Below are 13425 nucleotides of genomic sequence, written 5' to 3' on the forward strand. Positions count from 1 at the left end.
GCTCATGATGCGGAAGTCGCAGACGGGGGCGACGAGGGCACCATGTCCGGCCGACGGGCCGAGCACGGCGGCAACTGTCGGTACCCGGCCCGAGCATTGCGCCTGCGCGAGCAGGTCGGTCGGGGTGCGGCCGTAATGTCCGCCGCCAGGGCGAAAGCCGGCGCCTTCGAGGAGCATCACCAGGGGAACCTTGTCGCGCAGCGCGAGTTCGGCGATGCGGTAGCGCTTGGAGTTGCCGCCGGGTCCGATGCTGCCGGCCATGGTGGTGAAGTCCTCCGAGCCCAACATCACCGGCGAACCATTGATCGATCCGGAGCCGACGACCAGACCGTCGGCCGCGATGTCGCCGCCGACCAGCGTGCCGATTTCGCGGAAGGTCCCCGGGTCGAGGAGGCGCTCGATGCGCGCGCGGGCGTCGAGCTTGCCCTTGCCGCGGTGCTTGTCGAGGCGTTCGGGGCCACCCATACCCCAAGCGCGCTGACGGCGCCGCCCGAGATCGTCGAGCGTTTCTCCCCAGTCCTGGGCTTTCGGCATGCCTATGTCCTACCTCATGGAAGTTTCGTCTGGCGAGCGAAACTGCAGGGTCACATACTGGATTGCTTACTGTAAAGTTACCCGCATGGCCGACGCCGCCCGCCTCAAGGTCGACGGGGGCATCCCCAATCAACTCGCACGGGTGACCGAGGCGGCGGTCGCCCTGGAACGGGACGGGTATGACGGGGGCTGGACGGCGGAGACCAGCCATGACCCATTCCTGCCCCTGCTGCTGGCCGCCGAGCACACGTCGCGGCTCGAACTCGGCACCAACATCGCGGTGGCCTTCGCCCGCAATCCGATGATCGTCGCCAACATCGGTTGGGACCTGCAGGCGTACTCCAAGGGCCGGTTCATCCTCGGCCTTGGCACCCAGATCCAGCCACATATCGAGAAGCGGTTCAGCATGCCGTGGAGCCATCCCGCGCGGCGGATGAGCGAGTTCGTCTCCGCTCTGCATGCCATCTGGTCGGTATGGAGAGATGGCGGCAAGCTGCGCTTCGAGGGAGATTTCTACACGCACAAGATCATGACCCCGATGTTCACCCCCGAGCCGCAGCCCTATTCCGCGCCCAAGGTCTTCATCGCGGCGGTGGGCGAAGCGATGTCCGAGATGTGCGGCGAGGTGGCCGACGGCCATCTCGGACACCCGATGGTGTCCAAACGCTACCTCGACGAGGTCACAATGCCGGCACTACTGCGCGGCATGCAGCGAGTCGGACGGTCCCGCAGCGACTTTGAGGTGTCCGGCGAGGTGATGATCGCAACCGGCGAGAACGAGGATGAATTGGCTGCCGCCACCGCCGCCGTGCGCAAGCAGATCGCCTTTTACGGATCGACGCCCGCCTACCGCAAGGTTTTGGAACTGCACGGCTGGGGGGACCTGCAGACCGAACTGCACCGTCTGTCGCTCGCGGGCGAGTGGGACGCCATGGGTTCGCTCATCGACGACGAGGCGCTCGCGGCCTTCGCGGTCGTCGGCCCGGTGGACACCATCGCTGTCGCCCTCAGGGACCGCTGCCACGGCGCGGTCGACCGGGTTCTGCCCATCTTCCTAAACGCCTCCCAGTCCTGTATTACGGCCGCACTGAAGGAGTTTCGCGAGTGAGCACGACCACGGTAGACGAGTCCGCCAAGCTGCTGGCGGATCCTTTGGCCTACACCGATGAGCGGCGATTGCATGCGGCGCTGACCCACCTGCGTGCCAGCGCGCCGGTGTCGTGGGTCGACGTGCCGGACTACCGGCCGTTCTGGGCGATCACCAAGCACGCCGACATCATGGACATCGAACGCGAAAACATGCTGTTCACCAACTGGCCACGCCCCGTCTTGACGACTGCAGAGGGCGACGAGATGCAAGCCGCGGCGGGCGTGCGCACGCTGATCCACCTGGACGATCCGCAGCATCGGGTGGTACGCGCGATCGGCTCCGACTGGTTTCGCCCGAAGGCGATGCGGGCGTTGAAGGTTCGCGTCGACGAACTCGCCAGGATCTATGTCGACAAGATGATGGCCGCCAGCCCGGAGTGCGACTTCGCCCAGGAGGTGGCGGTCAATTACCCGCTCTACGTGATCATGTCGCTGCTGGGTCTGCCGGAGGCAGACTTCCCGCGGATGCTCAAGTTGACACAGGAATTGTTCGGCAGCGACGATTCCGAATTCAAGCGGGGCACCACCAACGAGGATCAGCTGCCCGCCTTGTTCGACATGTTCCAGTACTTCAACGGGGTGACCGAGTCCCGCCGCGAGCACCCCACCGAGGATCTGGCGTCCGCCATCGCCAACGCCCGCGTCGACGGCGAGCCGCTGTCGGACATCGACACCGTGTCGTATTACCTCATCGTCGCCACCGCCGGTCACGACACCACCAGTGCGACCATTTCGGGTGGCCTGCACGCGCTCATCGAAAATCCCGACCAGCTCGAGCGCCTGCGCGACAACCTCGATCTGATGCCACTGGCCACCGAGGAGATGATTCGCTGGGTCACCCCGGTCAAGGAATTCATGCGCACCGCCACCGAGGACACCACCGTGCGTGGAGTGCCCATCGCGGCGGGGGATTCGGTGCTGCTGTCCTACGTCTCGGCCAACCGCGACGAGGACGTCTTCGTCGACCCATTCCGCTTCGACGTCGGGCGCGACCCCAACAAGCACCTCGCCTTCGGCTACGGGGTGCACTTCTGCATGGGCGCGGCGCTGGCTCGCATGGAGGTCAACAGCTTCTTCACCGAGCTGCTGCCCAGGCTCAAATCCATTGAACTGACCGGTGACCCGGAACTTGTGGCCACCACCTTCGTCGGCGGCCTCAAACACTTGCCGGTGCGCTACACGTTGGCGTGACCCGGAAGGCCCTCCCGCCCTGGTTAGACTGCCCGTGGAGGCTAGGCAATGACGCGTAGGACGATTGTCATCACGGGCGCCAGTGACGGAATCGGCGCCGCCGCGGCCCGCCGGCTACACCGCAGCGGCGCGAACGTCGTCCTGGTCGGACGGACCCAAAGCAAGATTGCCGCCATTGCGGCTGAGCTGGACGCCGCATATTTCGCGGCCGACTTCGCGGACCTGTGCCAAGTGCGGGCCCTGGCGGACAAGATCCGCTCGGAATACCCGCGCATCGACGTACTGGGCAACAACGCCGGTGGCGTGTTCAGCAAGTTGCGCAACACCGCAGACGGCCACGAGATCACTCTTCAGGTCAACTACCTGGCGCCCTTTCTGCTCACCACCATGTTGCTCGACGTGCTCGTCGCGTCGCACGCCATCATCGTCAACACGTCGAGCTCGTCGCAGCGGCTGCTCCGCCGCGTCACCCTCGGCGATTTCGAAACGACCGCCCGGCGCACCCCGAGCACCGCCTACGCGCTGGCGAAACTGGCAAACATCGTGTTCACCAGGGAATTACATCGGCGCTACCACGCCGACGGGCTTTCGGCCGCCGTGGTGCATCCGGGCTTCGTCAACACCAACATCGGTCACTCGTCGGGTTCACGTTTCCTGACGACCATGCAGCGCACCCCGGTCAGCCGCCTCATCAAAACCCCGGACCAGGGTGCCGACCAGCTGGTGTGGTTGGCCTCCAGCACCCCCGGCCTCGACTGGGCATCCGGCGAGTACTACTCGAAGGGCAAAGTCGCGAGGGCCAACCGCGCGGCCGACGATCCGGTGCTCGCGCGCGAGCTGTGGGATCGCACCTTGGCCAAGGTCACCTAGCCGCGGCCACTGACCGCCGAGCGTCACGCCAGCGTGACGACGTCGGCCGACGAAGCCGGAGCCGGCCCGCCCCGCGCCTTGCTTCGATACCGGCTGGTATCCAATCGATACTGGAGAGTATGCTGCTGGTCATGTCGCCCGTCAAGCCGCGCCGAACCCGCCCCACTCGCGACGAGGTTCGCGACCGGATCCTGGACGCGGCGTCGAAGGTATTCGCGGCCGAAGGGTTCGCCGGTGCCACCATCGACGCGATCGGGCAGGCCGCGGGTTTCACCAAGGGCGCGGTCTATTCGAATTTTGAATCCAAGGACGAACTGTTTCTGGCTCTCCTCGACCGCCAGTTCGAGCTTCGTGGCGAGCAGATTGCGACAGCGCTGGACAGCAGCGGCGGCGACACCGGTGCAGCCGCACGCGAATTGAGCAGGTCGGTGCTTGATACAGTTCGCGACCATTCCGACTATTACGTGTTGTTCGTCGAATATTGGCTGCGCGCCCAGCGTGACCCCCAACTGCGCGAGCGCCTCATCGAACGCCGCCGGGCCGCCGCCGCCGACCAAGCGCTGCACATCGTCAGATCGACCCCCTCCGAGGCGTCGGATCGGGAGCTGGCCGACGTCGCCCAGCTCGTCGTCACGATCAACCTCGGCATCGCGATGGAAGAGATCCTGCGTCCTGGGGCCATGAACCCCGACCTGCTCGCGCAGCTGATCACCGTGGCGCTGGAATCGGTCCTGGTTTCCGCCGATCAGGGAGAGGCCCACCATGGATACAAATGACGTGCCGGCCCCTGCGGCGCCGGTGATCACCGCCCGCGGCTTAGGCGTCGACGGCGAGCACGGCCCCCTCTTCTCGGATATCGATCTCGCGCTCGCACCGGGTTTTCACGCGATTCAGATGCCCGGCGGACCTGGCCAGACCACGCTGCTGCTGACGCTCGCGGGACGTTTCAAGCCGAGCCGCGGCACGCTGACCGTCCTCGGCGAAACAACCACGCGCGCGATCCGTCGGCACTGCTCGATCGCGGCCTTCGAAGACATTGACGAGCTGGAGGAATCGGTGACAGTGGGGACCGTGCTCGCCGAGCAACGCCGGTGGTTGGCACCCTGGTATTCGACGGTGCCGCTGCAATCGGGTCCGGCCGAGCTGACCGAGGTATTCGGCGAAATACCCCCACCGTCCCACGACACCTACATCGTTGAATTATCAGACCTGGAACTGTTTTTGATGCGAATCACGCTGGCGTTGCTGTCGCATCGTCCGATCCTGGTGGTCGGCGACCTCGAGCAGGTTCGTGACAATTCCCGGCGAGCGGTCGCGGCCGACAGGCTCGGCGTGATCGCGAAGCAGCGCACCGTAGTCGTCGGGGTGACCAACCCGCTCGGCACGGATGCACCCGACCACGAACTACACGATCACCGCATCCTGACCGGAGAGGACTGAAGATGCTGGCTGGACTCGCCTTCGGCTCAGAGATCAAACGTTTCGGCCGCAGCCGATTGACGCGCGTGGCCACCATCGTGCTGATGCTGCTGCCCCTGGTGTATGGGGCGCTGTACCTGTGGGCGTTCTGGGATCCCTTCGGCCACACCAACAAGATGCCAGTGGCGCTGGTCAACTCCGACCGCGGCGCCGTCGTGTCCGGGCAGCAATTCAACGCCGGCGCGGAGATCGCCAAGAGCCTGACCGCGGACGGCGGTTTGGACTGGCACGTCGTGGACTTGGCGGAGGCACGCAACGGAGTCGACCACGGCAAGTACTACTTCATGGTCGAGTTGCCGCCGGACTTCAGCGCGGCGATCGCATCACCGGTGACCGGGCAGCCCAAGAAGGCCAACCTGATCGCCGTCTACAACGACGCCAACAACTACATCTCGACGAGCATCGGTCGCACCGCCATCGGGCAGGTACTCAACGCCGTGTCCAGCCGGATCTCGGGACAAGCCGTCAATCAGGTGCTGTCGGTAATGGTTTCGTCGGGATCGGGTATCAAGCAGGCCGCCGACGGGGCCGCTCAACTCGATGACGGCGTCGGTCAGCTGGTGGCCGGTTTGGACACCGCCCGGTCCGGCTCGGCAACGCTTGCCACCGGAGCAAAGCAACTCTCAGACGGAATCAACCAGGCTACCGACCCGCTGCTCGCGGTGACCAGGGCGGTATCGCAAATCGGCGGCAGCACGCAGCAACTGCAACAGGGCGCAACCGCGCTTCAGCAGGCCAACGACCAGATCGGTGCCATCGCCACGGCGCAGGATGCTGCCGCAAACTCGCTCTCATCGGTGATCGATCAGCTCTCCGCACGACAGGATCCGCTGGCAAACAACCTGCGCGGCATCCAAGATCAGCTGCGGGGCCACCAGTTCACCCCCCAGATCCGTCAACAGCTCGCCGATGCGCAGAACGCGGCGATCGCCTTGACATCGGGATTGCGTAACCCGGGCAGTCCGCTCGGTTCGGCGCTCGACCAGGTCGGCAGCAAGGGGCAGGACCTGACGAACAAGCTCACCCAGCTGCGCGACGGAGCCCAGCAGGTTGCCACCGGCAACGCCGAATTGGCCGGCGGCGTAGCCAAACTCGACGACGGCGCACGACAACTCAAGACGGGATCGGCCGAGCTGGCGACCAAACTCGCCGACGGGGCCAAGCAGGTGCCCAACTGGACAACCCAGCAAAAGGATGCGGTCGCCGACACCATCGGTGGTCCGGTAAAACTCGAGGCTTCACATGAGAACGCCGCGCCCAACTTCGGCACCGGCATGGCTCCGTTCTTCCTCACGCTCGCCTTGTTCTTCGGCGCATTGGTGCTGTGGATGGTGCTGCGCCCCTTGCAGAGTCGCGCGATCGCCGCGGAGGTACTCGCGATCCGCGTGGTGCTGGCCAGCTACCTGCCTGCGGCCGCGATCGCGGTATTCCAAGCCATCATCCTTTACTGCGTGGTCAGGTTCGCCCTCGGTGTGCACGCCGTGCACCCGGCGGCGATGCTCGGGTTCATGATGCTGATTTCCGGCGCATTCGTGGCCGCGACGCAGGCGATCAACGCGCTTGTCGGTCCGGCGGTGGGCCGGGTGCTGATCATGGCCCTGCTCATGTTGCAGCTCGTCAGCGCGGGCGGCATGTATCCCGTGGAAACCACGTCACGGCCTTTCCAGATCTTGCACCGCTTCGACCCGATGACCTATGGCGTCAACGGACTCCGGCAGCTCATACTCGGCGGCATCGACGCCCGACTGTGGCAGGCGATCATCGTCTTGGTTGGGATAACGGCTGTCGCACTGGCGATCTCCTGCCTGTGCGCGCGAAGAGACCGGGTCTGGAATCTCAGCAGGTTGATCCCCGCGATCAAGATGTAGCCAAACGTTCCGCGTCGACAATCGACGTTGCATGATGGTGGACAAGCTCTGCAATCGAGAGGAAGCCGATGTTGGGTGTTCACCATGCCGCGATCTGTACCGCCGACGTAGAGCGCTCGAAGCAGTTCTGGCGTGACGGCCTCGGCCTCGCCGAACTGTTCGACCACACGTTCACCGGGAATTGGCCAGAACTGTTCGGCGCCAAGACCGACCGGTTGCAGTCGATATTCCTGGGCGATCCCCAGACACCCGATGCCGGCATCGTCGAACTGGTCGTCTTCGACGGCGCCGACGAGGCGGTTGTGCCGCCCCAACGTCCGCGGCACGGCTTCTTTCTGCTCTCCCTACAGCGCGACGTCGACGAAACGCTCGCCAGGCTCGCCGAATTGGGATTCGCCGACGGTGTTCATCGAATCACCATGCCGGCTCTGGGCGGAAAGACGGTGCCGATGGCCGTCATCACCGCGCCCGATGGCGTACTGGTCGAGCTGATCGGACCGGCGCAATGACGGCGCTGGTCACCGGCGGCGGATCCGGAATCGGGCGTGAAGTTGCCGGACGGCTGCGCGATGCGGGCCATGACGTAGTGGTGTGGGATCTGGTCGGTGGCGACATCGCCTGCGACGTCAGCAATCCCGACGCGGTGTCGGCCGCCATGGAGCAAACCGTGCGCGACCACGGCGCCCCCGCGCGAATCGTCACCTGCGCCGGAGTCGGCGCGTCGGGCCTGTTGCTCGAGCAGTCACCCGCGGAATGGAACCGGGTGTTGGGGGTCAACCTCACGGGCACCTGGCTGACGATTCGCGCCGGGGCGCGGGCACTGGTCGACGCCGGGGTCGGCGGCTCGATCGTTGCGGTTTCCAGCATCAGCGGCACCGTCGCCGATCGGGACATGGGTGCCTACTGCGTGTCCAAGGCGGGAGTGGACATGTTGGTGAAGGTCGCCGCCTCGGAGTGGGGCGTGCACGGCATCCGGGTGAACGCGGTCGGGCCGGGCGTCACGCGCACGCCGATGCTGGCGAAACCCGAACAGCTGCCGGGCTGGGTGGAAGCCCTGTCCGAACGGACGCCGCTGGGCGGTCTGGGGGACGCCGTCGAGGTGGCCGGCGCGATCATGGGTGTCCTCGAGTTGCCCTGGGTGACGGGCCAAGTCGTCCACGCGGACGGCGGCCTTGCGCTGCACAGCCCGATCGACGCCTACGGTCAACTGCAACGGGTGATGGGCCGGAAAGGCCTCAGCTGAGCCCGAAATCGATGATGCCCCGGATAATTTTGCCGTTGCGGAGGTCGTCGTAGGCGTCGTTGATCTCGTCGAGGCGATAGCGGCGGGTGATCATCTCATCAAGCTGGAGCTGCCCGGTTTGATAGAGCCTTGCCAGCCGGGCGATGTCCGCTCTCGGGTTGCACGAGCCGAAGATGGTCCCCGCCAGCGTCTTGTTCATCAGGATGAAGTCCTGCAGGTCGATCTTCACCGACCGGGTGAGCTGTGATGTCATGCCGGTGAGCACACACGTCCCGCCCTTGCGGGTCAGCTGCAGCGCATCGCGGACGTCACCGGCGGTGATCAACGAAGGGGAGACCACCACGGCGTCGGCCATGACGCCGTATGTCAAGTCCCGCACCATCTCCTGCGCCTCGGCGATCGTTCCAGCACTGTGGGTCGCGCCGAACTGCAGCGCCGATTTCTGCTTGAAGTCCACCGGGTCCACGGCGATGATCTGCGCGGCGCCGCTGATCCGTGCGCCCTGGATCGCACCCGTGCCGATTCCGCCCGCGCCGATGACGACGACAGTGTCACCGCCGCGCACTCCGGCGCGATTGGCGGCCGAACCGTAACCGGTCGGAATCGCACACGACAGCAGCGCGGTCGGCGCCAGCGGCAGGTTCGGGTCGATCTTCACCAGTGAATTCGTCGACACCACAGTGTGTTCGGCGAACGCTCCGACCTTGGCCAGATGGCCCAGCGGCCGGCCGTCGGCGGTGTGATGGCGAAACGTGCCGTCGGTGGGCATGCCCGGGGTGAGGGTGAAAGCGCCGACGTCACAGATGTATTCCATACCCGTCGCGCACCAGCGGCATTGTCCACACACCGCGACAAACGACATCACCACGTGATCCCCGGGGGCGAAATCCGTTACGCCATCGCCGACTTGGCGCACGATGCCGGATCCCTCGTGACCTCCGATCGTCGGGAACATCGTCGGCAGGCCGAGGGATCGCATCACCTCGTTGGGCGCCGACATGTCACCTTTGAGGATGTGGTCGTCGGAGTGACATAGGCCGGCCGCCGCCATCTCGACCAGGACTTCGCCGGCGCGGGGCGGATCGAGTTCGAATTCCTCGACGGACCAGGGTCCGCCGACGTCGTGCAGGAGGGCCGCACGGCTTTTCATGTGGCCGGGGCGAACGTGACCGGAAGCTTGTTGGGGGAGCGGAACGTAAGCCCGACGATCTTCGACTCCTGGCCGGTTCCGTCATCGGCCACGAAGGCCAGGTTTTTGACGCGGTCGAAGAGGCTGTTCAGCATCAGCCGGGTCTCGAGCCGGGCCAGATGCATGCCGAGGCACATGTGGATGCCGCCGGCGAACGCGATGTGCGCTTGGCGCGGCCGGCGGATGTCGAAGGTGTTGGGGTCGGTCCAGCGGGTCTCGTCGCGGTTGGCCGAGCCCATGCACATGTCGATCTGCGCGTCGGACGGGATTGTCTTGCCGCCGATTTCGACGTCTTGGGTGGTGGTCCGCATGACCATGGTCAGTGGGGTTTCGAAGCGCAGGCCCTCTTCGATCGCCATCGGTATCAGCGACCGGTCCCGGTAGACGAGCTCGAGCTGCTCGGGGTGGGTCAGCAGCAGGTAGAGCAGGTTGCCCGACGACCGGTAGGTGGTTTCCAGGCCGGCGGGCAGCAGCAGGCGCAGGAACGCGATGATCGCCTCGTCGGTGAGCTTCTCGCCGTCGATCTCGGCGGCCACCAGGTCGCCGATGATGTCGTCGGTGTGGTTGCGCCGCCGCTGTTCGACCTGTTCGAGGAAGTAGCCGTGCAGCTCCGCGGCCGCGTTGAGCCCCGCCATGATGTCGGTCGGGATGGAGATGAGGTCCAGGGACAACCGCCGGAAGAAGTCGAGGTCCTCAGGGGGCAGACCGAGCAGCGTGGAGATGATCCGGGTGGGGAATTCGAACGTCACCGCCTTGACCAGGTCCGCGTGGCCGTCGTTTTTGATTTCGTCGACCAGTTGATCGCACACCGGTCCGATGACCGACGGCTCCCATCGTTCCAGGGCGGTGGCGCGGAAGGCCTTGGCCACTAGGTTGCGATGATCGTGGTGTTCCTTGCCGCCCATCGCCAGAATGGTGTGGCCCATCACCAAACCGATGGTCTCGTCGTACTTGTGGGAGCTGAAGATGCGGTCGTCGCGGAACGCCTGGAACACGGGGTCGTAACCGAACAGCACCCACTCGTCGTTCGGCCGCAGCTCTTCTGGCATCTGTGAGTGGTCCGTCAGCGCGCCGTGCCAAACCGGGTCCGTGCGCCTCATGTATTCGAAGAACGGGTAGGGACTCGTTTCGCCGGTGAGGTCGAGTGTGACGGGCTGGTTGGCGGGGTCGGTGCTGAGCGTCATGCAGCGCTCCTCCTGGGCAGCCGGTAAGCGGATTGGTACGCGGGATTATCGCTATCATAGTATAGATAGCAACTAAGCCCAACGGCTTGTCGTGGTTACCGTAATGGGCACAGTATTGATGCTGCGTGGCGTCGGAGGCGGTGATGTAAGTGGCCGAGCGGCGATTCGTGTGCTCGCTGGACGATCTGCCGCCCGGCGGGATGAAGCTGGTCGACGTCGGGAAGTTCGGCGTCGGCGTGTACAACGTGTGCGGCCAGTTCTACGCGATCGTGAACTATTGCTCGCACGAAGGCGCCCCGCTGTGCCTGGGTCTTCTCGGCGGGACCAACGAGTTCGCCCCCGACGAACCCGGCGGCCTGCGACGGGTCCGCGACGGCCAAATCGTCCGGTGCCCTTGGCACAACTGGGAATTCGACATCACCACCGGTCAAAATCTCGCCGACCCGACGCGGCGTATCCGCACCTACCAGGTCGATGTCACCGACGGGGAGGTGTACCTGACCGCATGATCAGCCCGGTCATAGATGCCAATGTGCAGCCGCACTTCCGCTCCAACGCGGAGATCCGGCGCTACCTGCCCGCAGCCCACCAGCTGCGGTCGATCCCCGACGTCGAACAGCAGTGGTACTCCGCACCCGGCGGCGACTACCGGCAGGACCTCTACGGGGAGCACTACCCGGGGTCGGACCCGGAGACGGTCAGTCGCGACCTGTTCGCGCAGGGCGTCGAGTACGCCATCCTCAACCCGCTGACCCGCGGCAACATCGCCGACTACCTGCTCAACAGCAGAATCTGCGCGGCGGTCAACGACTGGCTGCTCGACCGCTGGATCGAGCCCGACATGACCGATCGATTCCGGGGCACCATCCGTGTCAATCCGGAAGACCCCAAGGGGGCCGTGGCGGAGATCGAGCGCCTGGGCGATCACCCGAAGCTGGTCCAGGTCGGTGTCCCGATGCAGTCACGCGAGCCCTACGGCAAACCGATGTTCGAGCCGATTTGGGAGGCCGCCGCCGCCCACGGGTTGCCAGTGGCGGTACACATCAACGGCGGCAACGGCGTCGACTATCCGCCCACTTTCGCCGGGCACGCCCATACCTATCCGGGATATGCGGCTTTCATGCCGCTGAACTTCTTCGTGCATCTGGCCACCCTCATCGTCGAGGGCATGTTCGGCAGGCACCCTGGCCTCAAATTCGTCTTCGCCGACGGCGGCTACGACATCCTCACCCCGTTGATCTGGCGGCTGGACACCTTCTGGGTGTCGATGCGCGACCAGACGCCGTGGGTCGACCGCTATCCGAGCGAATACCTGCCTGGCCACGTCAGGTTCTGCTCGTCGGCGTTCGACGGACCGACCGACGCCGGCGACGCGCAGCGCTGGATGGAGTTCAGCGGCAAGTCCGACCTGCTGATGTACGGGTCGGCGTATCCCCATTGGTCCACTACTCCGCCGCAGACCGTTGCCGAGGGCCTCGATCCCGCCCAACGCGACAAGGTGCTGTGGCGAAACGCCAGCGAGCTGTACGGGCTGAAGGAGCGTGTCCGATGACCACGATCGAACGGGTCGATTCGCCGACCGGTCATGACGACGAAATTGCGGTGAGCATCGTCGACACCGACGTGCACCCCTTGCCCGTCTCGACCGACGTGCTGAAGTCGTACGCGCCGCCCGAATGGGTGGACAAGATATGGCCGACCGGAAACGCCGTCACCCCGGTGCCGCATTTCTACGACACACCGGATTCGTACAAGACCATGTCGCTGCGCATGGATGCCGCCCCGCCAGGTGGCGGGTTCGCGGGCAGCGACCCGGAATTCGCCGCCAAGCAGTTGCTGCTCGACGCCGGCGTCAGCATCGCGACGCTGGAACCGATGTGTGACGCCCAGCTGCCACAGGCCGAACACGTTCTGAAGTCCGCCTACAACGACTGGCTTGCCGACGTCTGGCTCGACACGAACAACGAGCACGGCCGCTGGCGCGGATCGATCAGCGTCAGCGCGCAGACGCCCGAGCAGGCGGCGCGCGAGGTCGAACGGTGGGCGGGACACCCATACATGGCCCAGGTGCTGATGACACCGCAGACTCGTGGGATCCCCTTCGGCAACCCACATTTCGACCCGCTCTATGCAGCCGCGGCGCGCAACGGTTTCCCGGTCGCCACGCACCTGATGGGGCAGACACCGTTCGAGCTGATCCCGCTTTATCCCGTCGGCAACCCCGCGCACTGGCACGACTTCTTCGCGTCCTGGCCACTGCTATATGTCTCGCACCTGATGAGCCTGGTCTTCGACGGCGCTTTCGACCGCCACCCCGATCTGCGGGTGGTGTTCGTCGAAGGTGGCTTCACGTGGGCGATGCCGGTGATGTCGCGGATGGACCGCATCTGGGAAGCCCGCCGCGGCGACCTGCCGCACGTGCGGCGCCGTCCGTCGGAGTATGTGCGCGAACATGTTCGGTTCACCACCCAGCCGCTGGAAGATGCCGACACCGTGCAGTTCCGCGAGTACCTCGAGATGATGGACCTGGGCGACAACCTGATGTTCTCGACGGACTACCCGCACTGGAGCTACGACTCGCCAACCTATGCGATCAACCGATTCCCGGCCGACCAGCGCGAGCGGATCATGCGCGGCAACGCAACCGCTCTCTACGGGCTGCCGGCGACGGTTAAGGCGCTTCCCGGGGAACGGTGAATTCCGCCCGAGCTGAAGCGA

14 protein-coding genes are annotated in these 13425 nt (G+C 65.3%); 11 read left to right on the top strand and 3 right to left on the bottom strand.

Translation table 11 applies throughout. From position 1 onward, the window contains the following. A partial coding sequence (locus A5781_RS21000; RefSeq protein WP_304441383.1) for a carboxyl transferase domain-containing protein occupies positions 1–534 on the bottom strand: 534 nt, incomplete at its 3' end. Between the two features lie 85 nt (positions 535–619). Here A5781_RS21000 and A5781_RS21005 point away from each other — a divergent pair. From A5781_RS21005 to A5781_RS21040, 8 genes are all read left to right on the top strand, one after another. Beyond that, positions 620–1642: an LLM class F420-dependent oxidoreductase gene (locus A5781_RS21005; RefSeq protein WP_067211243.1), complete on the top strand. Its 1023-nt coding sequence runs from the start codon at positions 620–622 to the stop codon at positions 1640–1642. Beyond that, the gene (locus A5781_RS21010) at positions 1639–2874 is read left to right on the top strand and encodes a cytochrome P450 (RefSeq protein WP_067211248.1); all 1236 of its coding nucleotides are present in this window, start codon (positions 1639–1641) and stop codon (positions 2872–2874) included. Before A5781_RS21005 ends, A5781_RS21010 begins: the two co-directional genes overlap by 4 nt. A 48-nt stretch (positions 2875–2922) precedes the next feature. Continuing rightward, the gene (locus tag A5781_RS21015; protein ID WP_067211251.1) at positions 2923–3744 is read left to right on the top strand and encodes an SDR family NAD(P)-dependent oxidoreductase; all 822 of its coding nucleotides are present in this window, start codon (positions 2923–2925) and stop codon (positions 3742–3744) included. 119 nt (positions 3745–3863) lie between these two features. Beyond that, complete coding sequence (locus tag A5781_RS21020; RefSeq protein WP_067211256.1) at positions 3864–4520, top strand: TetR/AcrR family transcriptional regulator; 657 nt, start codon at positions 3864–3866, stop codon at positions 4518–4520. After that, positions 4507–5184 (top strand): hypothetical protein, encoded by a 678-nt coding sequence (locus A5781_RS21025; protein WP_067211259.1) that lies wholly within the window; start codon positions 4507–4509, stop codon positions 5182–5184. The genes A5781_RS21020 and A5781_RS21025 overlap by 14 nt, the downstream gene beginning before the upstream one ends. A gap of 2 nt (positions 5185–5186) precedes the next feature. Further along, positions 5187–7091 carry a YhgE/Pip domain-containing protein gene (locus A5781_RS21030; RefSeq protein WP_067211262.1) on the top strand — a complete coding sequence of 635 codons (1905 nt, stop codon included), beginning with the start codon at positions 5187–5189 and terminating at the stop codon, positions 7089–7091. A 68-nt stretch (positions 7092–7159) separates the two neighbouring features. Continuing rightward, complete coding sequence (locus A5781_RS21035; protein ID WP_067211265.1) at positions 7160–7600, top strand: VOC family protein; 441 nt, start codon at positions 7160–7162, stop codon at positions 7598–7600. Continuing rightward, entirely contained in the window at positions 7597–8334 is a 738-nt protein-coding gene (locus tag A5781_RS21040; RefSeq protein ID WP_067211269.1) for an SDR family NAD(P)-dependent oxidoreductase, read from the top strand. The genes A5781_RS21035 and A5781_RS21040 overlap by 4 nt, the downstream gene beginning before the upstream one ends. Here the strand turns inward: A5781_RS21040 and A5781_RS21045 are convergent. Beyond that, positions 8327–9484 (bottom strand): Zn-dependent alcohol dehydrogenase, encoded by a 1158-nt coding sequence (locus A5781_RS21045; RefSeq protein WP_067211272.1) that lies wholly within the window; start codon positions 9482–9484, stop codon positions 8327–8329. The genes A5781_RS21040 and A5781_RS21045 overlap by 8 nt on opposite strands. Next, positions 9481–10707 (bottom strand): cytochrome P450, encoded by a 1227-nt coding sequence (locus A5781_RS21050; RefSeq protein WP_067211275.1) that lies wholly within the window; start codon positions 10705–10707, stop codon positions 9481–9483. The genes A5781_RS21045 and A5781_RS21050 overlap by 4 nt, the downstream gene beginning before the upstream one ends. Positions 10708–10856: 149 nt before the next feature. On the opposite strand from A5781_RS21050, the gene A5781_RS21055 reads away from it, so the two are divergent. Genes A5781_RS21055 through A5781_RS21065 form a run of 3 tightly spaced genes read left to right on the top strand, consistent with a single transcriptional unit; the run spans position 10857 to position 13404 of the window. Next, the gene (locus tag A5781_RS21055; RefSeq protein ID WP_067211278.1) at positions 10857–11216 is read left to right on the top strand and encodes a Rieske (2Fe-2S) protein; all 360 of its coding nucleotides are present in this window, start codon (positions 10857–10859) and stop codon (positions 11214–11216) included. Next, a complete protein-coding gene (locus A5781_RS21060; protein ID WP_067211282.1) occupies positions 11213–12259 on the top strand; it encodes an amidohydrolase family protein in 1047 nt (348 codons plus the stop codon). Before A5781_RS21055 ends, A5781_RS21060 begins: the two co-directional genes overlap by 4 nt. Continuing rightward, the gene (locus A5781_RS21065) at positions 12256–13404 is read left to right on the top strand and encodes an amidohydrolase family protein (protein WP_067211286.1); all 1149 of its coding nucleotides are present in this window, start codon (positions 12256–12258) and stop codon (positions 13402–13404) included. The genes A5781_RS21060 and A5781_RS21065 overlap by 4 nt, the downstream gene beginning before the upstream one ends. Positions 13405–13425 lie beyond the last annotated feature (21 nt).

Source organism: Mycobacterium sp. 852002-30065_SCH5024008 (genome assembly GCF_001665645.1).
GTDB classification, from domain to species: domain Bacteria; phylum Actinomycetota; class Actinomycetes; order Mycobacteriales; family Mycobacteriaceae; genus Mycobacterium; species Mycobacterium paraffinicum.

Bases quoted from the DNA above. Each gene is read 5' to 3' on its own strand.
- A5781_RS21005 (WP_067211243.1), top strand. From the start codon at position 620: ATGGCCGACGCCGCCCGCCTCAAGGTCGACGGGGGCATCCCCAATCAA.
- A5781_RS21015 (WP_067211251.1), top strand. From the start codon at position 2,923: ATGACGCGTAGGACGATTGTCATCACGGGCGCCAGTGACGGAATCGGC.
- A5781_RS21020 (WP_067211256.1), top strand. From the start codon at position 3,864: ATGCTGCTGGTCATGTCGCCCGTCAAGCCGCGCCGAACCCGCCCCACT.
- A5781_RS21025 (WP_067211259.1), top strand. From the start codon at position 4,507: ATGGATACAAATGACGTGCCGGCCCCTGCGGCGCCGGTGATCACCGCC.
- A5781_RS21030 (WP_067211262.1), top strand. From the start codon at position 5,187: ATGCTGGCTGGACTCGCCTTCGGCTCAGAGATCAAACGTTTCGGCCGC.
- A5781_RS21035 (WP_067211265.1), top strand. From the start codon at position 7,160: ATGTTGGGTGTTCACCATGCCGCGATCTGTACCGCCGACGTAGAGCGC.
- A5781_RS21040 (WP_067211269.1), top strand. From the start codon at position 7,597: ATGACGGCGCTGGTCACCGGCGGCGGATCCGGAATCGGGCGTGAAGTT.
- A5781_RS21045 (WP_067211272.1), bottom strand. From the start codon at position 9,484: ATGAAAAGCCGTGCGGCCCTCCTGCACGACGTCGGCGGACCCTGGTCC.
- A5781_RS21050 (WP_067211275.1), bottom strand. From the start codon at position 10,707: ATGACGCTCAGCACCGACCCCGCCAACCAGCCCGTCACACTCGACCTC.
- A5781_RS21060 (WP_067211282.1), top strand. From the start codon at position 11,213: ATGATCAGCCCGGTCATAGATGCCAATGTGCAGCCGCACTTCCGCTCC.
- A5781_RS21065 (WP_067211286.1), top strand. From the start codon at position 12,256: ATGACCACGATCGAACGGGTCGATTCGCCGACCGGTCATGACGACGAA.